A 23862-nucleotide genomic window follows, 5' to 3' on the forward strand; every position below is an offset into this window, starting at 1 on the left:
GCCTCAGACCAGCGCCTTGCCGCCGGCGAATGCCTTCGCGGTGGCCTCGTCGTTGGCCTGCTCCGGCAGCAGCATCTCGTTATGTGCCTTGCCGGAGGGGATCATCGGGAAGCAGTTTTCGAGTGCCGCGACACGGCAGTCGAACAGCACCGGGCGCTTGACCGAGATCATCTCCTTGATGGCGCCATCGAGATCGGCCGGTTTGTGCACCTGGAGGCCGACGGCGCCGTAGGCCTCCGCGAGCTTGACGAAGTCCGGCAGCGCCTCCGAATAGGAATGCGACAGCCGGTTGCCGTGCAGCAGCTGCTGCCACTGGCGCACCATGCCCATGTACTGGTTGTTCAGGATGAAGATCTTGATCGGCAGCTCGTACTGAACCGCCGTCGACATCTCCTGCATCGTCATCTGCACCGAGGCATCGCCCGCAATGTCGATGACGAGACTGTCCGGATGCGCCACCTGAACGCCGACCGCGGCCGGCAGGCCGTAGCCCATCGTGCCGAGACCGCCCGAGGTCATCCAGCGATGTGGCTCCTCGAAGCCGTAGAACTGCGCCGCCCACATCTGATGCTGGCCGACCTCGGTCGTGATGTAGGTATCCTTGCCGCGCGTCGCTTCGAACAGGCTCTGGATCGCGTGCTGCGGCAGGATGACGTCGTTGCTCTTCTTGTAATAGAGCGAGTTACGGGCGCGCCATTGCGCGATCTGCTGCCACCACGACCTGATGTCGGGCTTCTTCGCCTCCGCCTTGAACACCTGGAGGATGTCGCCGAGGACGTTGCCGCAATCGCCGATGATCGGCACGTCGACCCGGATGTTCTTGTTGATCGAGGACGGATCGATGTCGATGTGGATCTTCTTCGAGCCCGGCGAGAACGCATCGACGCGGCCGGTGATGCGATCGTCGAAGCGCGCGCCGACGCACAGCATGACGTCGCAATCATGCATGGTCATGTTCGCCTCGTAGGTGCCGTGCATGCCGAGCATGCCGAGCCAGTTCTTGCCCGACGCCGGATAGGCGCCGAGGCCCATCAGCGTCGAGGTGATCGGAATACCGGTGACCTCGACCAGTTCGCGCAACAGCTTGGTCGCCTCGGGGCCGGAATTGATCACGCCGCCGCCGCTGTAGATCACGGGACGCTTGGCATTCGCGAGCAGCGAGACCGCTTTACGGATCTGCGTCGCATCGCCCTTCAGGCGCGGCGCGTAGGAGCGGTGCACGTCCGATTTGCGCGGCGGATGATAGGTGCCGGTGGCGAACTGCACGTCCTTGGGGACGTCGACCAGCACCGGGCCCGGACGGCCCGAGGTTGCGACGTAGAAGGCCTCATGCAGCACCTTGGCGAGATCGTTGACGTCGCGCACCAGCCAGTTGTGCTTGGTGCAGGGGCGCGTGATGCCGACGGTGTCACATTCCTGGAACGCATCGTTGCCGATCAGATGCGTCGGCACCTGGCCGGAGATGCAGACCAGCGGGATCGAGTCCATCAGCGCGTCCGTCAGCGGCGTCACCATGTTGGTGGCGCCGGGGCCGGAGGTCACCAGCGCAACGCCCGGCTTGCCGGTCGAGCGCGCATAGCCTTCGGCGGCATGGCCCGCGCCCTGCTCGTGGCGGACCAGGATGTGCTGGACCTCGCTCTGCTGGAAGATCTCGTCGTAGATCGGAAGCACCGCGCCGCCGGGATAGCCGAAAATGTCGGTCACGCCGTGATCGATGAGTGCGCGGACGATCATCGCTGCGCCGGTCATCTGGTTCGGATCGTGGCTCTTGTCGCTCATTGGCTTGCTCCGGATGCGCTGTTGTCAGCGGCTTCGTTCGTGTCGGGTTCGGGAAATAAAAAAGGCCCCGAAGAGGGCCCATGCACACCGCCTGTCATGTGGATGGCAGCTAGCCACCCCCGGCGGTGTGCCTGGGTACGACGGCGATAAGGAGTTTGGTAATAATGTTACGCATGGCGGGCGCTCGGCTTCCCAAAGGTTGCGCGAAACATAGCGGCCAAAGCCTGGATGTCAAGGCAATGCGGCCGTTCCCGCGCGATTTTGGCAGTGTAGCGGTGTTCCCCGGGTTCGGCGAGAGGTAAATTCGGGAACCCGGCAAAAAAGCGCGTCAATCGAGGTCCCGCTCCGCGGTCACGATGGCCGCGAGCCATCCCCTCGCCTCCTCCGGCCTGACCCATTCGAAGTCGGGCAGCTGGTGCCGGAACCAGGTGAATTGCCGCTTAGCGTAGTGGCGGGTATCGCCGCGGCCGATGCTGGCGGCCTCCTCCAGGCTGAGCTCGCCGCGCAGATGCCGGATCAAGGACGGCACGCCATGGGCCTTCATGGCCGGCAGCAGCGGATCGAGTTGCCTGGCGGCGAGCCGCTCGACCTCCTTGAGCGCGCCGGCGCCCAACATGGCATCGAAACGAGCATCGATGCGGGCATAGAGCTCGTCACGCCCGGGCGCGAGGAAGATCGCACGAAAACTGTCCTTGGGCAGCAGCGGTGGCTGTCCCTCGCGGTGCCAATCGAGCAGCGAACGGCCGGTTGCCTCGATCACCTCGAGCGCGCGGGCGATGCGGGTGCGGTCGCGCAGGCTCAATCGCTCGGCCGCGCGCGGATCGCGGGCTGCGAGTTCCGCGTGCAGCGCCTCGACGCCGTTCCGCTCCAGCCGCGCGCGCACGTCCTCGCGCAGCTCGGCGGGGATCGGCGGCACCACGGAGAGACCTGTGGTCAGTGCCTTGAAATAGAGCCCGGTGCCGCCGATGAAGATCGGCAGACGTCGCTGCGCCCTCGCCTCATGGAGCGCCTTCGCGGCATCGCTTACCCAGGCACCGGCCGAGAAATTCACGGCGGCATCGACGTGGCCATAGAGCCGATGCGGCACGAGCGCCTCGTCCGCCGCGGTCGGCCGCGCCGTGATGATGCGGAGGTCACGATAGACCTGCATGGAATCGGCATTGATGACGACGCCGCCGGCGGCGAGCGCAAGCTCGAGCGCCAGCGCCGACTTGCCGCTGGCGGTCGGGCCTGCGATAAGCACGGCCTTGCTCGAATGCCCCTCGCTCACGAAAACCTCAAATGTCCCTCGTCGCCACGCTGATCTGCAATCCTGACAATCCCGCGCTCGACTCGACCATCGTCGACGGCGCCCGCGCCGTGCTGCCGCAGGCGGCGCCCGCGCACTGGCTGTTCGACGGGGTTGCGGTCGACATCCCCTTCGGCGCCGACAGTAACCTCGCAGGCGACCGCCACGCCATCGAGCAGCGGTTGCGCGAGCTCCGCGGCGACCTGCCCATCGACATCGTCGTGCAGCCTGTTGGCTCCAGGCGCAAGAAGCTTTTTCTCGCCGACATGGATTCCACCATGATCGGCCAGGAATGCATCGACGAGCTCGCCGATTTCGTCGGGGTCAAGGCGCATGTCGCAGGCATCACCGAGCGTGCGATGCGCGGCGAGATCGAGTTCGAGCCGGCGCTGCGCGAGCGCGTCGCGCTGCTCAAGGACCTGCCGGCCACCGCGGTCGACGAGGTGCTGGCCAAGCGCATCACGCTGACGCCGGGCGGCCGCGAGCTGGTCGCGACCATGCGCGCGAACGGCGCCTATACCTGCCTCGTCTCCGGCGGCTTTACTTTGTTCACGCGCGCGGTCGCCGCCAAGATCGGCTTCCAGGAGAACCGCGCCAACGAGCTCGTCGTGCGCGACGGCAAGTTCACCGGCGAAGTGAAGGAACCGATCCTGGGCCGCGCCGCGAAGCTCGCGACGCTGGTGGACCTGATGGAATCGTTCGATCTCGACGACATCGACTCGGTCGTGGTCGGCGACGGCGCCAACGATCTCGCGATGATCCAGGCCGCGGGGCTGGGTGTGGCCTATCACGCCAAGCCCGCCGTGGCGGCGGCTGCGGCGGCGCGGATCGATCACGGCGATCTCACTGCGCTGCTTTATGCGCAGGGGTATCGGCGCGACGAGTTCGTGGAGGGCTAGCCGCCCTTGCTGCACGCTCAGCAGCCGTAGGTGGGCAAACGCGCCCTTGCGCCGTGCCCACCCTTGTTGCCGCGAGGGTAGAAAGATGGTGGGCACGCTTCGCTTTGCCCACCCTACAGGACCGTGCCTTTCCTACTGCACGCTCAGCGCGACAAACCGCAGCTCGCCGTCGCCGTTCGAGACCAGCAGCAGCACCGATTTCTTGCCGTCCTTCTTGAGCTGGTCGACCCGCTTCTGGATGTCGGCGCCGCTCGACACCGCCTCCTGCGCCACCTCGACGATGACGTCGCCGGCGGACAGACGCTTCTCGGCGGCGTCCGAATTGGCGTCGACATTGGTGACGACCACGCCCTTGACGCTCTCCTTGATCTTGTAGCGCGTACGCAGATCCTTGCTCAGCGCTGCGAGATCGAGGCCGAGCGCCTTCTGCGTCACCGGCTTCTCCGGCGCCGGCTCGTCGGTCTTCACCGCCGCCTGCACCTTGTCGGGATCCTGGAGGCGGCCGAGCGTGACCTTCTTGATCTCTTCCTGGCCCTTGCGGATGATGACGACGTCGACCTCCTTGCCGACCGCGGTGTCGGCGACGACGCGGGACAGGTCCTTCGGGTCCTTGACGTCCTTGCCGTCGAACTTGACGACGACGTCGCCGGGCTCGATCCCGGCGGGCTTGGCCGGGCCCTTGTCGTCGACGCCGGCGACCAGCGCACCGCGCGCGGGCTTGATGTTGAGGCTTTCGGCGATCTCGTCGGTGACGCTCTGGATGCGCACGCCCAGCCAGCCGCGGCGCAGCTCGCCGAACTGGCGGAGCTGGTCGACGACGCCCACCACCGTCTTCGACGGCACGGCGAAGCCGATGCCGATGGAGCCGCCGGACGGCGAGATGATCAGCGTGTTGACGCCGATGACGTCGCCGTCGAGGTTGAACAGCGGACCACCGGAATTGCCGCGGTTGATGGAGGCGTCGGTCTGGATGTAGCTGTCGTACGGCCCGGAGGAGATGTCGCGGTTCTTGGCCGAGACGATGCCGGCCGTCACCGTACCACCGAGACTGAAGGGATTGCCGATCGCGACCACCCAGTCGCCGAGGCGCAGCTTGTCGCTATCGCCGAACTTCACCGCGACCAGCGGCTTCGGCGGCTTGATCTTGAGCACGGCGAGATCGGTCTTCTTGTCGACGCCGACCAGCTCGGCCTTGATCTTGGTGCCGTCGTTGAGGATGACGTGGATCTCGTCGGCATCCGCAATGACGTGGTTGTTGGTGACGACGACGCCCGCCGTGTCGATGATGAAGCCGCTTCCGAGCGAGTTGGTCTTGCGCGGCGGGTTGTTGTCGCCGCGCTCGCCGCCCTTGCTGCCGCCGCCGGGACCCCGGCGGTTCTTGAAGAAGTCGTCAAAGAACTCCTCGAACGGCGAGCCTGGCGGCAGTTGCGGCATGGTGTTGCTGCCGCCCCCCTTGGCCTCGACCGTCTGCGAGGTCGAGATGTTGACGACCGCGTCGATCACCTTCTCGGCGACGTCAGCGATGCCATCCGGTCCGCGCGCATGGGCCGGCGTGCCGAACGCGCTGAAAGCACCGACGGCGAGCGCGGCCAGCCCAATTCGCACACCAAGTCGCACGCGGCGGCGCGAGCGGGACGGGGCAATGGTGGCAGCGGTCATTGTGATCTCCAGACAAAGGGATTCGGCGCCAGACTGCGCTCGAACGGGGGCACGGCGCAAGCGCGGAGCTTCACGGGCCTCAAGAGCCCGATAATAAGGCGAAAACCAGTCTGGCGCCTTCACTTTGGCGTTGGCCGAAGCCCTAAATCGGCCGACGCATAACCCAGATCAGGACCAGTCCGGCCACGGCCGAGGCAATCCCGACCGCCCGCAGGATGTTGTCCGGAGTGGCGATGGCGCTTTTCATGGCTTTGCGCATCCAGTTCGGACTGGCTGCGAACATCAAGCCTTCGAGCACGAACAGGATGCCTAGGCCGATGAGGAAGTCGGCGAACGCAATGGACCTCATCGGAATGGAACCTCCCGTTATGCTGTTCTTGTCTGGACAAAGGGCGGCGAAATCCGCCGCCCTTGTCTAGCTTACGGCTTCGCCGGCGTCTCGGTTGCCGTCTTGCCGGACGGGTTACCGAAGTACCGGAAGAAATCCGAATCCGGCCGCAGCAGGAAGCGGGTGTCGTTGGCACGCAGCCCGTTCTCATAGGCCGTCATCGACCGGTAGAAGGCGAAGAAGTCGGCGTCCTTGCCGTAGGCCTCCGCAAACAGGCGGTTGCGCTCGGCATCGCCCGCACCGCGGGTCTGCTCGGCCTGCGAATTGGCCTCCGCGACGATGACGGTCGCCTCGCGGTCGGCCTTGGACTTGATCTCCTGGGCCTTCTGGCCACCCTGTGCCCGGAACTCGGCGGCCTCGCGCTCACGCTCCGTCTTCATGCGCAGATAGACCGCCTGGCTGTTCTGCTCCGGCAGATCTGCGCGGCGGATCCGGACGTCGACGACCTGAATGCCGTAGCCGTCGGCCTCGCGGTCGAGCTGGTCGCGGATGCGCAGCATCAGCTTCTCGCGGTCGTCGCGCACCACGTTGATGAACGTGACCTCGCCGAGCACGCGGCGCAGCGCCGCGTTCAGGAGCGTGGTGAGCTGGATGTTGGCGGCCTGGATCGAGCCGACGCTCTGATAGAAGCGCAGCGCATCCTTGATGCGGTAGCGCGCAAAGGCGTCGACCACGAGCCGCTTCTGGTCGGAGGCGATCGCCTCCTGCGACGGGTTCTCCAGGTCGAGGATCCGCTTGTCGATGTTGATCACCGAATTCCACGGCGCCTTGAAATGCAGGCCGGGCGCGGTGACGACGTCGACCGGCCTGCCGAACTGGAGCACGATCGTCTGCTCGGTCTGCTGCACCGTGAACAGCGACATGTAGGCCACGATCAGGACCAGGAGCAGCCCGATCAGCGTGACGAAACCTGTAACCGGAGACCTCATCGGCTTGCTCCGCTCGACTGCGGACCGGGTGTCCGTTTGGGCGCCAGTTCGGGAAGCGGCAGATAGGGGACGACGCCTTGGCCTGAGGGGCCGCCGTCATAGACGAGCTTGTCGGCGCCGCCGAGCACGCGCTCCATCGTCTCCAGATAAATCCGTTCTCGCGTCACGTCGGGCGCCTTCTTGTATTCCTCGTAAACCTTCAGGAAGCGCGCGCTCTGGCCCTTGGCCTCGGCAACCGCCTGCTCCTTGTAGCCCTCGGCGTCCTGGAGGATCTTGGCTGCCCGTCCATGCGCCTGCGGCACGACCTGGTTGGCGTAGGTGTGCGCCTCGTTTTGCAGCTGCTCGAGATTGGCACGGGCCGCCTGCACGTCGCGGAAGGCGTCGATCACCTGCGCCGGCGGATCGACCTTCTGCATCTGCACCTGGGTGATGAGAATGCCTGCGCCGTAGCTGTCGAGGGTCTTCTGGATCAGCTCCTGCACACGCTGCTCGATCGTGTTGCGGGCGCCGGTCAGGATCGGCTGGATCTGCGAACGGCCGATCACCTCACGCATCGCGCTCTCGGAGACCGCCTTCACGGTACCTTCGGGATTCTGGATGTTGAAGAGGAATTCGCCGATGCCGTCCGGCTTGATGCGCCAGAGCACGGTGAAGTCGACGTCGACGATGTTCTCGTCGCCGGTCAGCATCAGGCTCTCTTCAGGCACGTCGCGAATGGAGCGGCCGCGCCGCGCCGGATCGTCGATCAGCGTCATGCCGACGGAGATGGTGTTGACGCGCAGCGCCTTGGGCAGCAGCACTGTCTCGATTGGATAGGGCAGATGATAGTTCAGGCCGGGCTGCACGGTGCGGACATGCTTGCCGAAGCGCAGCACGACGCCGAGCTCTTCGGACTGCACGCGGAAGAAGCCCGACAGCAGCCAGAATGCGACGATCAGCAGGATGATCAGCGTGATGCCGATGCCGGAGAAATAGCCGCCCGGCATGATCTGCTGGAGGCGGTCCTGGCCGCGCCGCAGAAGGTCTTCCAGATCCGGCGGCCTCGGCCCGACCGGTTGCGGGCCCGAGCCCCATGGTCCCTTTGGACCCGAGCCCCACGGGCCACCGCCCTGATTCTTCCACGGCATTCGACGCTCTCCTCGGCAGGGTGGAATTGCCCCCGCCCGCTTTGTCCGGTCCGGCTTTATAGGGGACAGGCAAGTCCCTTACAACGCAGCCCTGACCGTCTTCCGAGCTATGCTCGGGCACGAAAAAGTCAATGTAAACATTGACGAAAGCGGTTAATGGCCGCGCCGCCGACGATATGTCACATAGGAGACGTCGGCGCTGTCGTCGGGGCCGGCAGGGTGGCGGATGCGTTCAACCTCGTCCCATTCCGCCTTGTCGATGTCGAAATACGTGTCGCCTTCGGGGCGCGCGTGCACTTCGGTAATTTCGAGACGATCGGCGCGATCCAGCCATTGCCGGAAGATCTCGGCGCCGCCGATTACCGCGATTTCAGTGACCGAACGCCGCAGGGCATCGCCAAGCGCGACCGCACCGGCATCCGCTGGCGACGTCGTGACGATGGCGCCATTGGCGCGATAGGCCGCATCGCGCGTGACCACGATGTTGGTGCGGCCCGGCAGCGGCCGGCGCAGGGTCTCGAAGGTCTTGCGCCCCATGATCACGGGCTTGCCGATGGTCAGCGCCTTGAAGCGCGCCATATCGGACTTCAACCGCCACGGCATGGCATTGCCCGTGCCGATAACGCCGTTCTCCGCGATCGCGACGACGAAGACGATCTCCATCAGGCAGAGCTCCCGGCAAGCTGTGTCAGCGCAGGCCCGGTGACGCGGCACAGCGTCCAGTCGTCCATCATGACCGCGCCGAGCGATTTGTAGAACGCGATCGAGGGTGCGTTCCAGTCGAGCACCGCCCATTGCAGGCGCGACCAGCCGTTGTCGACGCATTCCCTGGCGAGATAGGCCAGCAGCGCCTTGCCGAGACCCTTGCCCCGATGCGACGGCCGCACATAGAGATCTTCGAGATAAATGCCGTGGCGGCCGCTGAAGGTGGAGAAATTGAGAAACCACACCGCGAAGCCGACCGGCTCGCCGTTCCACTCCGCGATCGCGCAATAGAGCTGCGGCCGCTCGCCGAACAGCGCGTCGGCGATGTCGGCCTCGGTCGCCTCGACCTCGTGCGTGAGCTTTTCGTACTCAGCGAGCTCGCGGATGAAGGACAGGACGAGCCCGGCCTCCCCGAGCTGCGCACGGCGGATGGTCGACGACATCGGTGTCAGACCGCGACTTCCGCCTTGATGTGCGGATGCGGATCGTAGCCGACGAGCTCGAAGTCTTCGTAGCGGAAGGAGAAGATGTCCTTCACATCGGGGTTGATCCGCATCACCGGCAGCGCGCGAGGTGCGCGGCTGAGCTGGAGCCGCGCCTGCTCCAGGTGGTTGGAATAGAGATGGGTGTCGCCGAGCGAGTGCACGAAGTCGCCGGGCTTGAGGCCGGTAACTTGCGCGACCATCATGGTGAGCAGCGCGTAGGATGCGATGTTGAAGGGCACGCCGAGGAAGACGTCCGCCGAACGCTGATAGAGCTGGCACGACAGCTTGCCGTTCGCGACATAGAACTGGAATAGCAGGTGGCAAGGCGGCAGCGCCATCTTGTCGACGTCCGCCGGATTCCAGGCGGTCACGATCAGCCGACGCGAATCCGGGGTGCGCTTGATCATGTCGATGACCTTGGCGATCTGGTCAATGCTGCCTCCGTCGGGTGTCGGCCAGGAGCGCCACTGATGGCCGTAGACCGGACCGAGATCGCCATTGGCGTCCGCCCACTCGTCCCAGATCGTGACGCCGTTGTCGCGCAGATATTTGATGTTGGTGTCGCCCTTCAGGAACCAGAGCAGCTCATGCACGATCGCCTTCAGCGGCAGCCGCTTGGTTGTCAGCATCGGGAAGCCGGCCGACAAATTGAAGCGCATCTGATGGCCGAACACCGAGAGCGTGCCGGTGCCGGTCCGGTCGGTCTTCTCGACGCCGTCTGAAAGAATCCGCTCGAGCAGGTCCTGATACTGGTGCATGTTGCGACTGAGCCTTTGGGGAGGCGGCGAACTTAGCGGCCGCCCCCGCGCTGCAACAGCGGCGATTCGCTGTCCCCGTCGATTATACCCGGAAAAGTGAGTGTGCCCGGCACAAACGACAAGGGGGCGAAACTCAGCGTTCCGCCCCTCGCCTAGCGCCTTGATCGCCTTCGCTTAATTTGCCGGCTTGAGCACCGGGCTCCACTTCGCGATCTCGTTCTTGACCAGGGTCGCCAGCGCCTCCGGGGTTCGGTCCTTCGGCGCGGGGATGACGCTGCCGAGTTCGAGCAGGCGCTTCTTCACAGTCTCGTCGTCGAGCGCCTTGACGGCGGCGGCGTTCACGCTTGCCACGATCGCAGGCGAGGTTCCCTTGGGCGCGAACATCGCGTTCCAGGCCTGAGCCTGGAATGCCGGCAGGCCGGCTTCCGCCGTGGTGGGCACGTTCGGCAGCGACGGGTTGCGCTCGGCCGTGGCGATCGCATAGGCCTTGATGGTGCCGGCATTGATCTGCGGGACGGCGTTGACGATCTGGTCGCACATGTAGTCGACCTGACCCGCCACCAGCGCATTCATCGCAGGTCCCGTCCCGTTGAAGGGCACGCCGACCGGCTTGATGTCGAGGATCGAGTGCAGAAGCTCGCACGAGACGTGCGAAACCGAGCCGACGCCGGCATGCGCGGCGTTCACCTTCTCGGCATTCGCCTTCACATAGGTGACGAACTCCTTGAGGTCCTTCGGCGGAAAGTCCTTGCGCGCCAGGATCAGGATCGGCGTGCCCGCCAGCAGGGCGATCGGCTCGAAGTCTTTCTCGGGCTGATAGGCCAGCTTCGGATAGAGCGGCACAGAGGCGGCATGCGTGCCCATATGCCCGGTGATCAGCGTATAGCCATCATTGGCCGCACGCGCTGCACGCGTCGTGGCAGTGGTGCCGCCGGCACCCACGACGTTCTCGATGATGATGCTCTGCCCCAGCGTCTGCGCCATGTGCCCGGTGACGATCCGTGAGATCACGTCAGTCGGCCCGCCGGCCGCGAAAGGCACGATCATGGTAATGCTGCGCGTCGGATAGGTCTGCGCCTCAGCCGTTGCGATAAAGGCGCCCAGCGATGCTATCGCTGCTGCACATGCGCCTGCGAGCGCGCGAATGAACGTCATGGCGATCCCCCTTTGGACACAATAAAATGCCGGCCCAAAGGCCGGCATTTCCATTTCACAAAGCCGTAACACAAGTCGATTCGACTTCCGAATGCGGCGTGCCGACGCAGGGCGCGGCGCGGGCGCAGGGCGCGAGCGACCTCAGTTCTCGGACTCGGTGAACACCTCGTCGCGCTTGGCGCGCAACACGGGGAGCACTGTCAGGACAAGCAGGCTCGCCGCGACCGCAAGCAGCACCGCCGACAACGGACGCGTCAGGAACACGCTCCAGTCGCCACGCGAGATCAGCAGCGCCCGGCGCAGGTTCTCCTCCATCAGCGGTCCGAGCACCATGCCGAGCAGCAACGGCGCCGGCTCGAAATCGTGCTTGATCAGCCAATAGCCGACGAGACCGAACACGCCGGCGAGGATGACGTCGACCGGCGCGTTGTTCACCGAATAGATGCCGATCGCGCAGAAGATCACGATCGAGGGGAACATCAGCCGGTACGGCACGCGCAAGAGCCGCACCCAGATTCCGACCAGCGGCAGGTTGATGATGATCAGCATCAGATTGCCGATCCACATCGAGGCGATCATGCCCCAGACGAGATCCGGCTGCTTCTGCATCACCTGCGGACCGGGCACGATACCATGGATGGTCATGGCGCCCACCATCAGCGCCATCACCGCGTTCGGCGGGATGCCGAGCGTGAGCAGCGGAATGAACGAGGTCTGTGCCGCGGCGTTGTTGGCACTCTCCGGTCCCGCCACGCCCTCGATCGCGCCGCGGCCGAACCGGGACGGGGTCTTTGAGAGCTTCTTCTCGAGCGTATAGGCCGCGAAGGACGCGATCACCGCGCCGCCGCCGGGCAGGATACCGAGGATCGAGCCGAGCACGGTGCCGCGCAGGATCGGCGGCGTCGCATCGGCCAGGTCCTTCCTGGTGGGCATCAGGCCGGTGATCTTCTGCTGCACGAGGTCGCGGTTCATCTCGGCGCCGTGGTCGAGATTGCGGATGATCTCGGCGAAGCCGAACACACCCATCGCCACCGTCGCAAAGCCGAGTCCGTCGGCGAGCTCCGGAATGTTGAAGGCCATGCGCGAGGCGCCGGTCTCGATGTCCGAGCCGACCATCGACAGCAAGAGGCCGAACACGATCATCGCAATCGCCTTCAGCACCGAGCCCTTGGCCAGCACGACCGCGAAGATCAGACCGAGCACCATCAGCGAGAAATATTCGGCCGGGCCGAACGCCAGCGCGAGTTTCGTCAGCGGTGCGCCAAGCAGTGCGATCAAGACGGTCGCGACGCAGCCGGCGAAGAACGAGCCGATCGCGGCGATCGCCAACGCCGGGCCGGCACGGCCTTGCTTGGCCATCTGGTGACCGTCGATGGCGGTCACGACCGATGTCGCCTCACCGGGTATGTTGACCAGGATCGACGTGGTCGAGCCGCCATATTGCGCGCCGTAATAGATGCCGGCGAGCATGATCAGCGCGCCCACCGGCGGCAGTCCGAAGGTGATCGGCAGCAGCATGGCAACGGTCGCGATGGTTCCGATGCCAGGTAGAACGCCGACCAGCGTGCCGACGAGGGCGCCGATCAGGCACATCAGGAGGTTGATCGGGGAGAACGCGACGGCGAAGCCGTGAGCGAGGTTGGCAAAGATATCCATCACGCCCTCACTGGATCAGGAAACGCGGAAACATAGGCATCGGCAGCCCGAGCACGTAGGGGAACAGGATTGCGCAGCCGAGCGTCAGGCAGGCGCCGACGATGGCCGCTTCCAGCCAGCGCGTCTCGTGCGAACCTGTCGCCGCGATCATGAAGCTGGCAAAAGCCGTGACCACGAGGCCGAGCGGCCGGATCGCCAGCGCGAAGAACAGGATCGCCGCCATCACGAACAGCGGCCCGCGCCAGGAATAATGGGCAAGCGCCGGTCCCTCCGTGATCAGGCCGGTCAACGCGACGCCGGCAGACAGGGCAACCAGCAGCCCGCCGAACATACGTGGCGCAGTGCCTGCACCGAAGGAGAAGCCACGCATGCCCTGCAAATCACTCGACGCCCACAGCGCGAACAGGGCAAGGGCCATCAGCACGACGCCGCCGACATAGTCTTGCGCCGAACGGATGGTCATGAACACCGTGAGGATCGCCACCGCAAACAGCGGATAGGAATAGATCAGCGCCAGCAGCACCTCGGACGACATCTTCTTGGCGCCGCCGCCGAACGATCCGAAGATGGCACTGGGCGCGCCGGCCAGCAGCGCTGTCGCGTGGCTGGTGACGACCGCCGCCGGACCGCGGCCGGTCCCCCAGCCGAAGATCGTCCCGATCGACCAGATCAATTCGAAAATCTGCGGCGCAATCGCCAGCAGACAAAAGCCGAGCGCCAACCGGGTGTTTCGGGTGGCTGTCGCTGAGTGGCCCATCGTGTCGGCCATGCCTGTCTCCTCCGCGACCCGTAAGTCACGAGCACTGTTGTTCTAAATCGGCTGGAACTGGTTACCCGCCCGGATCACTGCCTAGCGATTTTCATCAGACAATGCCAGCAAAACCCAACACGCCACCGGCAAGGCGATGCCAGAGTGGATTGATGCGCGAGATGGACGCGACCACCGCAACCATCGCGCTCAGGAGCAGTGCAGCAATTGTGCGATGGCAGGATGAGGGCGCTCGCTGCCTGTCGGTCATCCAGTCATGCACCCACTGTGCGCCCCAGTGCATCAGGTGCCGTCGCCGCGGTCCCGCCCTCGGCGAGCAGCGACATCGGACAGAAGGCGAAGATCAAGGACCAGATCGGGCTTCGGCCGGTCATGCTGCTACTTTCCGCCGCAGGAAATAAGTGACGCCGACACTGACGGGGATCGCGACCAGCAGCCGCCATCAAGAGTCAGACCGCCGCGCGGGTGAGCTGCCCAAGGCGGCCTGAAACCTATCCAAAGGGAACCGCAGGATAGCTCCTCCAACCCTCTGTTTTTCGGGAGCTTTGCCCCCTATATTGGGAGTGCCGGTTCGCCGGCTATGGAAATAAACGGTCGTCGTAATAAACCATTCGGACCCGGGGGCGGTACCCGGCGCCTCCACCAAAGCCCACCATCGGGCGAGCCTGAAGCTGGGCTTTGGCGGGGGCGAAATAGGATCGACGAGGGCGTAAAGGGCGTGCTTTTTCCCGGTATTGTTCCGCCGTTATCGGGCTACTGCAATAGTTGCCAACGACAACTTTGCTCCGGTTGCTCAGGCTGCGTAACGCAGTTTGAAAGACCACTCTAAAGTCCTAGTGGGTTAAGCTCCGCTAGGCGGGGTTCGGAGGCACCTGGCAACAGAAGCCTCCACTTTACTCTTTGATTTCTTCCCCGGCGGGGACTCCTGCTCACCCGTCAGGCGCGGTACTATTGCGGCTTGGCGAGTCGGATCGGCAGGGTCCTTCTTCGGGGATGCAACAGGACCACCATGGCGACCGATCATATCCGATACGATGTGCTGGCCCGCGACGCGCTGCGCGGCGTGCTGCGGAAGGTGCTGACCGATGCCGCGGCCCATGGCCTGCCGGGCGAGCACCATTTCTTCATCACCTTCGTGTCCAAGGCCGAGGGCGTGAAGCTGTCGCCGCGGCTGCTCGCGCAATATCCGGAGGAGATGACGATCATCCTCCAGCACCAGTTCTGGGACCTGACCGTGCTCGAGGACCGCTTCGAGGTCGGCCTGTCCTTTGGCGGCATTCCGGAGCGGCTGGTGGTGCCGTTCAGTGCGATCAAGAGCTTCCTTGATCCGTCCGTGAAGTTCGGCCTCCAATTCGACACCTCCGACGTCGCCGAGGTCGCGCCGGACAATCTGCCGGCAGCGCCTGCGCCATCGGCCGTATCGGTCCCGGCACCTGCCGCGGAGAAGGCGGAAGCTGCCGACGAGCCAACCCCGCCGAGCCAGGGCGGCGCCGAGGTCGTGCGGCTCGATCGTTTCCGCAAGAAATGATCTAGGTTGGCCGCGACGCCATCGCGCCCGCCCCAACTGCCTATATAGAGAAGCACATGAAGAGGCCGTGCGGCGTTTCGCGCGGCAGAATGGATGTGCTCATGGCCAAAGCTTCCCGCTCGAACACCGCCCGCCCGGCGACCCGCACCGAGACCGATAGTTTCGGTCCCATCGAGGTGCCCGCCGATCGCTATTGGGGGGCGCAGACCGAGCGGTCGCGCCAGAATTTCCGCATCGGCACCGACCGCATGCCGATCTCGCTCGTGCATGCCCTCGGCATGGTCAAGCTCGCCGCCGCGCAGTCCAATCTCGAACTCGGACTGCTCGATCAGCGCCGCGCCAATGCCATCGTCCGCGCCGCGCGCGAGGTGATCGAGGGCAAGCTGGACGATCATTTCCCGCTTGTCGTGTGGCAGACCGGCTCGGGCACGCAGAGCAACATGAACCTCAACGAGGTGATCGCCAACCGCGCCAACGAGCTGCTCGGCGGCGAGCTCGGCGCCAAGAAGCCGGTGCATCCCAACGATCACGTCAACATGAGCCAGTCGTCGAACGATTCCTTCCCGACCGCGATGCACATCGCGGCGGCAAGCCGCATCAATGCCGATCTCGTCCCTGCCCTCGCCGAGTTGCTGCGCGCGCTGCGCGAGAAGGAGAGGGAGTTTTCGAAGATCGTGAAGATCGGCCGCACCCATACCCAGGATGCGACGCCGTTGACGCTGGGTCAGGAATTCTCCGGCTATGCCGCGCAGGTCGAAAGCGGCATCGCCCGGCTCAAGGTCGCGGTGAAGGACCTCTATCCGCTGGCGCAGGGCGGCACCGCCGTCGGCACCGGCCTCAACTCGAAGCCGCGCTTTGCAAAACTGTTCGCAAAGCACGTCGCCGGAATCACCAAGCTGCCCTTCACCAGCGCCGCCAACAAATTCGAGGCGCTGGCCTCGAACGATGCCTATGTGCTGGTGCACGGCGCCATCAATTCCGTCGCGACCGGCCTGTTCAAGATCGCCAACGACATCCGCCTGCTCGGCTCCGGCCCGCGCTCGGGCCTCGGCGAATTGATCCTGCCGGAGAACGAGCCCGGCTCCTCGATCATGCCGGGCAAGGTCAACCCAACCCAGTGCGAGGCGATGACCATGGTGTGCTGCCAGGTGTTCGGCAATCACACCGCGATCACGGTCGCCGGCAGCCAGGGCCATTTCGAGCTCAACGTCTACAAGCCGGTGCTGGCCTACAACATGCTGCACTCGATCCGCCTGATGGCGGATGCCGCGCGCTCCTTCACCGAGCATTGCGTCAGCGGCATCCGCGCCGACGAGAAGCGCATCAAGGAATTGATGGAGCGCTCGCTGATGCTGGTGACGGCGCTGGCGCCGAAGATCGGCTACGACAACGCCGCGAAGGTGGCCAAGACCGCGCATGCCAACGGCACCACGCTGAAGGAGGAGGCGCTGCGGCTCGGCTTCGTCTCGGCCGAGGAGTTCGACCGCCTGGTGCGCCCCGAGAAGATGACCAGCCCGGGATAAAATTCCGAATTCCGATAGCCATCCGTAATGATACGGACGCTCGGCGTCCAAAAAAATGCGGCTTTGGGGGCAGGATTTGATTACCGTCAATGTTGCGGCGGGGCGGCGTGTTACGCAGCCCTGCTGCCCTCGACGGGCGAAGCATCCTTTGATGGCCCCAAGGGCCGATTGACGAGGACGAGCGAATGGCGATCAAGTCTTTTGGGGCGCAATGCGGCGCCCTGTTTCTGAATGTTCCATCCTGCCTGAAGAGGATCGGATGATGGAGACGCGGCATGGGGAACGTCATCAACCTGAATCGTTTCAGGAAGCGCGTCGAGCGGGAAGCCTCGGCGAAGCAGGCGGACGCCAACCGGGCGAAATTCGGGCGCACGAAGGCGGAGCGGTCGTCCGAAGCGAAGCAGGCGGACCAGGCCAAGGAGCACCTGGACCAGCACCGGATCGATCGCGAGGAGCAGCCATGAAGTCGCCGGTCGTGAAACGGTCGATCGTCGTCGCCGGCCACAAGACCAGCGTCAGCCTGGAAGAGGCGTTCTGGAACGGCATGAAAGAGATCTCCGGCCTGCGCAACATGACGTTGTCCGAGCTGGTCGGCGAGATCGACAACAACCGCCAGCAGGGCAATCTGTCGTCGGCGATCCGTCTCTTCGTCCTGGACTACTTCAAGAGCCGCGCCATGGCCGCCCAGCCGGACAAGGTCCCGGCCCAATAGCCGTCGGGGGCGCCCGCGACGGCGCCCCGGCCGCCGCACTTTAAAATCGCTCTAAGGTGCAGCTTCAGCGGGCGACCGCGCTTGACCTCAATGCCCGGCGTTGAAAATACAGGGCATGACCGACAGCACTGATACGCGTTCGCACATGCCGCTGGGTCTGGCCCAGCGCGGCTATACCGGCGTCATCCAGCACCTCGCCGCCAAGCAGGCGGACTCGGCACTTTCGGACGTCGAGCTCGAGAGCCGCCTGATCGAGCTCGGCTTCGTCGAGGGCGCCCGGGTCGAGATCCTGCATGAGGGGCTGGTCGGGCGCGACCCGATCGCGGTCCGGGTCGACAGCATCACGATCGCGGTCCGCCGTCGCGAAGCCATGGCCATCATCGTCGCCTGACGCGCGACCGGAATTTTGCCCCCAGGCCCTTGATCCCATGGAAGCACCCCTGCTGCATCTCGCCCTGGTCGGCACGCCCAACAGCGGCAAGACCTCGCTGTTCAACGCGCTGACCGGCAGCCGGCAGAAGGTCGCGAACTATCCCGGCGTCACGGTCGAGCGCAAGGAAGGCTTCTTCGTCACCCCGCTCGGCCGCCAGGTCTCCGTGGTCGACCTGCCGGGCACCTATTCGCTGCGCGGCCGCAGCCCGGACGAGGAGATCACCCGCGACTTCGTGCTCGGCAAGGCCTCCGGCGAGACCGTGCCGGATCTCGTGCTGTGCGTGGCCGATTCCACCAATCTGCGCCTGACCATCCGCCTGCTGCTGGAGCTGAAGCGCACCGGGCGGCCGATGATCCTCGTGCTCAACATGTTCGACATCGCAAGCCGCCGCGGCATCAATGTCGACGTCGAGCGGCTCGTTAAGGAGCTCGGCGTGCCCGTGGTCACCTCGATCGCGGTGCGCAAGGGCGGCACGGCCGACCTGCTCAAGCTGACCGACGAGATCTCGGTCAAGCTTGCCGCCGAGCCGCAGGACAACATCTGGCGCGCGCTCAGCGTCAGCGAATTGCGCGCGACCCAGCGCGAGGCCGACCGCATCATCGCCGACTGCGTCAGCCTGCCTGCTCGCCCCGACACCTGGACCGCACGGATCGATGCCGTCGTGCTGCATCCGGTCGGCGGGCTGATCGTGCTCGCGCTGATCCTGTTCGTGATGTTCCAGGCGGTGTTCGCCTGGGCGCAGCCGGCGATGGAGCTGCTGAAGTCCGGCTTCGACTCGCTCGGGGAGCTGGTGCAGGCCACGCTACCCGACGGCTTGCTGCAAAGCTTCCTGCAGAACGGCGTGATCTCCGGCGTCGGCAGCGTCATCGTGTTCCTGCCGCAGATCATCCTCATCTTCCTGTTCATCCTGCTCCTGGAAGATTTCGGCTACATGGCGCGCGCGGCGTTCCTGATGGACCGCATCATGGGCGGCGCCGGGCTGCACGGCCGCGCCTTCATTCCGCTCCTGTCGAGCTTTGCCTGCGCCATTCCCGGCATCATGGCGACGCGCGTCATCGACAACAAGCGCGACCGGCTGACCACGATCCTGATCGCGCCGCTGATGACCTGCTCGGCGCGCATTCCGGTCTACACGCTGATCATCTCCGCCTTCATTCCGGCCAAGGACATCTGGGGCTTCATCAACCTGCAGGGCCTCGTGATGTTCGGCCTCTATGCCGCCGGCATCATCAGCGCGCTCGTCGTCTCGTTCCTGATCAAGTTCTTCATGCTGCGCGACTTTGCGCCGGCGCCCTTCATGTTGGAGCTGCCGGACTACAAGATGCCGCGGTTGAAATCGATCGTGATCGGCATCTACACCCGCGCCAAGATGTTCCTGCAGCGCGCCGGCACCACGATCTTCTCGATGATGGTGCTGATCTGGTTCCTGGCCTCGTTCCCGCAGCCGCCCGCGGGCGCGACCGGGCCGGCCATCGACTTCAGCCTCGCTGCGATGATCGGCAAGGCGCTCGCGCCCCTGCTCGCCCCCGTCGGCTTCAACTGGCAGATCGCGGTTGCCCTGATCCCGGGCATGGCGGCGCGCGAGGTCGCGGTCGCTGCGCTCGGCACCGTCTATGCGATCGAGGGCGGCAAGGAAGCGGCCGAGCAGATCGGCCAGGTGCTGGCGACGAAATGGTCGCTCGCGACCGCGCTGTCGATGCTGGCCTGGTACATCTTCGCCCCGCAATGCGCCTCCACGCTCGCCGTGATCCGGCGCGAGACCGGAAGCTGGGCCTGGATGGGGGTCACTTTCGCCTACATGCTGGTGCTGGCCTATGCGGCGAGCCTCGTGACGTACAACGTCGCGGTCGCGCTGGGCGCGGGCTAGCCGCTTCCAAAACAAAAGTACGAAAACAACCCCATGCACAGTAGACGGGGGTCGTGAAATCAATGGGTTACGCGCAAGGCAACAAACCACCCGCCCTCGTCCGTTGACCCGTCGGGCAAAACAGGGGCATGATGTCATGATCCAGCCCGCAGCGATGACAGCATGAACGACGACACGCCACCCAATCGGCGATCTGTCTCCGTGGACCATTTCAGCACCGACCGCCTGACCGCCGAGCGGTTGCGCGAGGATCACCTCGCCGACCTCGTCGCGCTGCATCACGATGCCGAGGTCTCCCGTTATCTCGGCGGGGTCCGGACGCCCGAGGTCACGAAGGCCTATCTCGCCACCAACATGGCCCATTGGGACCAGCACGGCTTCGGGCTCTGGACGGTGCGAGCGAAAGACGGGGCCTTCGCCGGACGGGCGGGCATTCGGCACATTCTCGTGGACGATGTCGACGAGATCGAGATCGCCTACGCATTCAAGCGCGAATTCTGGGGCCAGGGATTTGCCAGCGAGATCGCGACCGCGCTGACGGACATCGGACTATTACAGCTTGCGCTGCCCTCCCTCATCGGCATCGTCTATATCGGCAACGCTGCATCCCGCCGTGTGTTGGAGAAATCGAACTATCTGCTCGAGCGAAGCACGAACCGTCACGGCAACGACGTCGTGATCTACCGCATCCGACGGTGAATTCCAGAACGAGACCGGGTGCAGGTGGATCGCTTGTGTTCATTTTTGAGCCGACACGATCCGGTGGTCGGCCCAGTCTCCAGCTGTCGAAGCGGCGAATACGCCAATTCACTTGATGCATCTGAGCGGCAACGAAGCGGCCGCCCTATCGTCCGGGGGAGTTTCGGCGCGGGAACTCAATCCTTGCCTGAGAGTTCCTAAGACGGACCTTTTTAGCCAGACCCGGCTCCTTGCGCACGCCCGGAGCGCATGGAGAGCTTTCGGAAAACACGTAAGGGGGGTTCATGACCGTTCAATCCGCGGCTCCAGGCGGCGACCCGAAGGATTTGCCGAGAATTTCGACCGGCAGCGACGGTCTGGATGACATCCTCGGCGGCGGGCTCGATGCCAACCGGATGTACCTTTATGAAGGCCGGCCGGGCACCGGCAAGACCACGATTGCGCTCCAATTCCTTCTCCGCGGCGTGCGCGACGGCGAACGTGTTCTCTACATTTCTCTCTCCGAGACCAAACGCGAGCTCACTGTGGTGGCGCAGCGGCACGGCTGGTCACTGGACGGCGTCGACATCTTCGAGCTGGTGCCGCCGGAAACGACGCTCGATCCCGAGCGCGAGCTGACGGTTTTTCATCCCGCCGAGATGGAGCTGAGCGAGACCACGGGTCTGATCTTCAAGGAGGTCGAACGGATCAATCCCACCCGCGTGGTGCTCGACAGCCTGTCCGAATTGCGGCTGCTGGCGCAGAACCCGCTCCGCTACAGGCGTCAGGTTCTCGCGCTGAAGCACTTCTTCACCAATCGCAACTGTACCGTCGTGCTGCTCGACGATCTTTCATCGTCCCAGGACGATCTGCAGCTGCATTCGATCGCGCACGGCGTGGTGATGCTCGAGCAGCTGGCCATTGACTACGGTGCCGAGCGGCGGCGGCTTCGCGTGATCAAGATGCGCGGCATCCGTTTTCGCGGCGGCTACCACGATTTCACGATCGAAACAGGGGGCTTGCGGATATTCCCACGTCTGGTCGCGGCCGAACACCACAAGGCATTTCTCGGGGAGTTCACGCGCAGCGGCAACGCCGAACTGGACCAGTTGCTGGGAGGCGGCCTCGAGCGCGGCACCAACGCGCTTCTGATCGGAGCCGCCGGCGTCGGCAAGTCGTCCGTTGCGCTGACCTTTGCGATTGCGGCGGCGGCACGCGGCGAGCACGCGGTGTTCTTCGCCTTCGATGAAGGCCGCGGCACGGTGGAGGCACGCGCCCGAACCCTCGGCCTCGCTCTCGAGGAGCATCTCGATGCGGGCCTTATCCGCTTCCAGCAGATCGATCCAGCCGAGCTCTCACCCGGTGAATTCGCGGCCAACGTGCGCAGGAGCGTCGAACGCGACAACGCCCGCGTCATCGTCATCGACAGCTTGAACGGCTATCTCAACGCAATGCCCGACGAGCGGTTTCTCATTCTGCAAATGCACGAACTGCTGAGCTACCTGGCGCAACAAGGAGTTCTCACCATCCTGATCCTGGCTCAGCATGGGCTGGTCGGGCCAACGGACACCAACCTCGACATCAGCTATCTGAGCGATGCCGTCCTCATGTTGCGCTATTTCGAGCTCGGCGGAACGGTGCGGCGCGCCTTATCCGTCGTGAAGAAGCGCAGCGGCAACCACGAGCATACGATCCGCGAATTTCGGCTCACCAGCGCCGGCATCAAGCTCGGTCCGCCACTGAGGGATTTCAGCGGCATTTTTTCCGGCACCCCGCATTATACCGGCCCGGCGATGGCGGAAGGCACTGCTGAATGACCGTCGGGCGAGATCACCACGTTCTCGTCTTCGCGCCGATCGGCCGCGACGGCCCGGCCGCCGCGGAGCTCTTCCGCAGCTCCGGCCTTGAAGCCGTCAACTGCCGCGATCTGGAAGAGCTCGTCACCGAGATGAGTGCCGGGGTGGGTGCCGTTTTCGTTGCCGAGGAAGGTCTGTTCGGGAAGGACACGGCGTCGCTGGCGAAGTGGATCGCAGGCCAACCGCCATGGTCCGACCTCCCTTTTGTCGTTCTCACCAGCCACCGGGAGCAGCCTGCGGTCGTCGCCTGGCGGCGCAGCATTGTCGAGCTTCTCCGCAACGTTTCGCTGCTCGAACGCCCGGTTCAGCCGATCACTCTGACCAGCACCATCCAATCCGCACTGCGGGCACGCGGACGTCAATACGAGATCCGGGCGCTGCTCGAGGCGCGCGAGCAGACCGCGCAGGAGCTCGAAAAGCTGGTGATCGAGCGGACCAAAGCGCTGGAGGAGGCCAACAAGCAGCTTCGCCTCGAAATTGAAGAGCGCGCACGCGTGGAGGAAACACTTCGCCAAGCTCAGAAGATCGAAGCCATCGGCCAGCTCACCGGCGGCGTGGCGCACGACTTCAACAATCTCTTGATGGTGATTTCCGGCGGCCTCGACATGCTCGAACGCCAGACTGATCCGGCCCGCCGTCGCCGCCTGATGGACGGGATGATCCAGGCGGCACAGCGCGGGGCAAGCCTGACCAAGCAACTTCTGGCATTCTCACGGCGGCAGAAGCTCCGGCCGGAGCCCGTCGACGTCGCCGCGCAGATCGGCGGCATGCGAGAACTGCTCGATCGCAGCCTGAGGGGTGACGTCCATGTCGAATTCGACTTTCCGGAGCAGCTATGGCCGGTGGAGGTCGATCCCGGCGAGCTCGAACTGGTCATTCTCAACCTGGCCGTCAACGCCCGCGACGCCATGCCCAATGGCGGCACAATCATCGTGCACGGCGAAAATCTACCCGACCTGAACGATGGGGAGATTTCCGGCGACTACGTTCGCTTGTCGGTCGTCGACACCGGTGTCGGCATGCCCGCGGAAATCATGTCGCGGGTGTTCGAGCCGTTCTTCACGACCAAGGACATCGGCAAGGGGTCGGGACTTGGACTCGCACAGGTCCATGGATTTGCAACGCAGTCGCGGGGCACGGTGCGAATTCGATCGGAGGTCGGCCGCGGCACGAGCATCGAGCTGTATTTGCCGCGATCCTTCGAGACTCCTTCCGGCGAGCGACACCTCATCGACCTCACCCGGGTGCGCCCGAAGAAGAGCAATCAGGGGCAGATCCTGCTGGTGGAGGACGATAACGAGGTTGCCGCGCTGGTCAGCGAGATGCTCGGCCAGCTCGGTTACGACGTCACCCGCGCCTCCAGCGCCGCGGCAGCGCTTGGTGCCCTGGCGGACGGCCGTCCCATCGATCTGATCTTCTCCGACATCATGATGCCGGGCGGCATGAACGGGGTCGAGCTTGCGCGCGAGATCAGGAAGAGACGAAGCGACATACCGGTATTGCTGACCAGCGGATACGCCGAAGCCTCGGTCCATGAAGCGGAGACCGCCGGCATTGCAATATTAGCCAAACCCTATCACATCGACGAGCTCGCGGCAGCCTTGTCCGCGGCGAAGTCAAGTCTTCGGCGCGATGCAGGCGCCAAACGCTCGAACTCCTGCTGAGAGT

At 64.7% G+C, this 23862-nt stretch carries 22 protein-coding genes and 1 other RNA gene; 11 read left to right on the plus strand and 12 right to left on the minus strand.

What is annotated here, in order from left to right; all coding sequences use genetic code 11:
• Positions 1–3: 3 nt before the first annotated feature.
• Entirely contained in the window at positions 4–1779 is a 1776-nt protein-coding gene (locus ACNJYA_RS31035; RefSeq protein ID WP_439364278.1) for an acetolactate synthase 3 large subunit, read from the minus strand.
• Positions 1780–2107: 328 nt separating this feature from the next.
• Positions 2108–3049 carry a tRNA (adenosine(37)-N6)-dimethylallyltransferase MiaA gene (gene miaA, locus ACNJYA_RS31040; protein WP_439364279.1) on the minus strand — a complete coding sequence of 314 codons (942 nt, stop codon included), beginning with the start codon at positions 3047–3049 and terminating at the stop codon, positions 2108–2110.
• Positions 3050–3060: 11 nt separating this feature from the next.
• On the opposite strand from miaA, the gene serB reads away from it, so the two are divergent.
• The gene (gene serB / locus ACNJYA_RS31045; protein ID WP_439364281.1) at positions 3061–3966 is read left to right on the plus strand and encodes a phosphoserine phosphatase SerB; all 906 of its coding nucleotides are present in this window, start codon (positions 3061–3063) and stop codon (positions 3964–3966) included.
• Positions 3967–4098: 132 nt separating this feature from the next.
• Here serB and ACNJYA_RS31050 read toward each other — a convergent pair whose 3' ends face one another.
• The 10 genes from ACNJYA_RS31050 to ACNJYA_RS31095 form a co-directional block, all read right to left on the minus strand.
• Positions 4099–5625 carry a Do family serine endopeptidase gene (locus tag ACNJYA_RS31050; RefSeq protein ID WP_172787438.1) on the minus strand — a complete coding sequence of 509 codons (1527 nt, stop codon included), beginning with the start codon at positions 5623–5625 and terminating at the stop codon, positions 4099–4101.
• A gap of 142 nt (positions 5626–5767) precedes the next feature.
• Complete coding sequence (locus ACNJYA_RS31055; protein WP_172787439.1) at positions 5768–5974, minus strand: DUF2065 domain-containing protein; 207 nt, start codon at positions 5972–5974, stop codon at positions 5768–5770.
• 71 nt (positions 5975–6045) lie between these two features.
• Positions 6046–6942 (minus strand): protease modulator HflC, encoded by an 897-nt coding sequence (gene hflC, locus ACNJYA_RS31060; protein ID WP_212259142.1) that lies wholly within the window; start codon positions 6940–6942, stop codon positions 6046–6048.
• Positions 6939–8069 carry an FtsH protease activity modulator HflK gene (gene hflK, locus ACNJYA_RS31065; protein ID WP_172787441.1) on the minus strand — a complete coding sequence of 377 codons (1131 nt, stop codon included), beginning with the start codon at positions 8067–8069 and terminating at the stop codon, positions 6939–6941. The genes hflC and hflK overlap by 4 nt, the downstream gene beginning before the upstream one ends.
• Before the next feature lie 153 nt (positions 8070–8222).
• Entirely contained in the window at positions 8223–8732 is a 510-nt protein-coding gene (locus ACNJYA_RS31070; RefSeq protein ID WP_260380257.1) for a dihydrofolate reductase, read from the minus strand.
• On the minus strand, positions 8732–9217 hold the full coding sequence (locus ACNJYA_RS31075; protein WP_212259140.1) for a GNAT family N-acetyltransferase: 486 nt from the start codon (positions 9215–9217) through the stop codon (positions 8732–8734). Before ACNJYA_RS31075 ends, ACNJYA_RS31070 begins: the two co-directional genes overlap by 1 nt.
• Positions 9218–9222: 5 nt before the next feature.
• Positions 9223–10017, minus strand: coding sequence for a thymidylate synthase (locus tag ACNJYA_RS31080; RefSeq protein ID WP_172787444.1), 795 nt, complete (start codon positions 10015–10017; stop codon positions 9223–9225).
• A 174-nt stretch (positions 10018–10191) separates the two neighbouring features.
• Positions 10192–11172 (minus strand): tripartite tricarboxylate transporter substrate binding protein BugD, encoded by a 981-nt coding sequence (locus tag ACNJYA_RS31085; protein WP_172787445.1) that lies wholly within the window; start codon positions 11170–11172, stop codon positions 10192–10194.
• A 141-nt stretch (positions 11173–11313) separates the two neighbouring features.
• Positions 11314–12828: a tripartite tricarboxylate transporter permease gene (locus tag ACNJYA_RS31090; RefSeq protein WP_172787446.1), complete on the minus strand. Its 1515-nt coding sequence runs from the start codon at positions 12826–12828 to the stop codon at positions 11314–11316.
• A 7-nt stretch (positions 12829–12835) separates the two neighbouring features.
• Entirely contained in the window at positions 12836–13597 is a 762-nt protein-coding gene (locus tag ACNJYA_RS31095) for a tripartite tricarboxylate transporter TctB family protein (RefSeq protein ID WP_172787447.1), read from the minus strand.
• Positions 13598–14123: 526 nt separating this feature from the next.
• Between ACNJYA_RS31095 and ssrA the strand changes: the two genes are divergently transcribed.
• From ssrA to ACNJYA_RS31145, 10 genes are all read left to right on the plus strand, one after another.
• Positions 14124–14490, plus strand: a transfer-messenger RNA (tmRNA) gene (gene ssrA, locus ACNJYA_RS31100).
• Between the two features lie 116 nt (positions 14491–14606).
• Positions 14607–15125, plus strand: a complete 519-nt coding sequence (locus tag ACNJYA_RS31105; RefSeq protein ID WP_172787448.1) for an SspB family protein — start codon at positions 14607–14609, stop codon at positions 15123–15125.
• Positions 15126–15214: 89 nt separating this feature from the next.
• On the plus strand, positions 15215–16648 hold the full coding sequence (fumC, locus tag ACNJYA_RS31110; protein ID WP_439401247.1) for a class II fumarate hydratase: 1434 nt from the start codon (positions 15215–15217) through the stop codon (positions 16646–16648).
• 275 nt (positions 16649–16923) lie between these two features.
• Complete coding sequence (locus tag ACNJYA_RS31115; protein WP_025038042.1) at positions 16924–17112, plus strand: DUF4169 family protein; 189 nt, start codon at positions 16924–16926, stop codon at positions 17110–17112.
• Complete coding sequence (locus ACNJYA_RS31120; protein WP_025038043.1) at positions 17109–17360, plus strand: ribbon-helix-helix domain-containing protein; 252 nt, start codon at positions 17109–17111, stop codon at positions 17358–17360. Before ACNJYA_RS31115 ends, ACNJYA_RS31120 begins: the two co-directional genes overlap by 4 nt.
• 115 nt (positions 17361–17475) lie before the next feature.
• Complete coding sequence (locus ACNJYA_RS31125; protein ID WP_172787450.1) at positions 17476–17751, plus strand: FeoA family protein; 276 nt, start codon at positions 17476–17478, stop codon at positions 17749–17751.
• 37 nt (positions 17752–17788) lie between these two features.
• Positions 17789–19660 carry a ferrous iron transporter B gene (gene feoB / locus ACNJYA_RS31130; RefSeq protein WP_439401248.1) on the plus strand — a complete coding sequence of 624 codons (1872 nt, stop codon included), beginning with the start codon at positions 17789–17791 and terminating at the stop codon, positions 19658–19660.
• 201 nt (positions 19661–19861) lie between these two features.
• A complete protein-coding gene (locus ACNJYA_RS31135; RefSeq protein ID WP_212259135.1) occupies positions 19862–20359 on the plus strand; it encodes a GNAT family N-acetyltransferase in 498 nt (165 codons plus the stop codon).
• A 284-nt stretch (positions 20360–20643) separates the two neighbouring features.
• Positions 20644–22155: an ATPase domain-containing protein gene (locus ACNJYA_RS31140; protein ID WP_439401249.1), complete on the plus strand. Its 1512-nt coding sequence runs from the start codon at positions 20644–20646 to the stop codon at positions 22153–22155.
• The gene (locus tag ACNJYA_RS31145) at positions 22152–23858 is read left to right on the plus strand and encodes a response regulator (protein WP_212259133.1); all 1707 of its coding nucleotides are present in this window, start codon (positions 22152–22154) and stop codon (positions 23856–23858) included. Before ACNJYA_RS31140 ends, ACNJYA_RS31145 begins: the two co-directional genes overlap by 4 nt.
• Positions 23859–23862: the final 4 nt, after the last annotated feature.

It is taken from the genome of Bradyrhizobium sp. BLXBL-01 (assembly GCF_051853025.1).
In the GTDB taxonomy this organism is placed as follows: domain Bacteria; phylum Pseudomonadota; class Alphaproteobacteria; order Rhizobiales; family Xanthobacteraceae; genus Bradyrhizobium.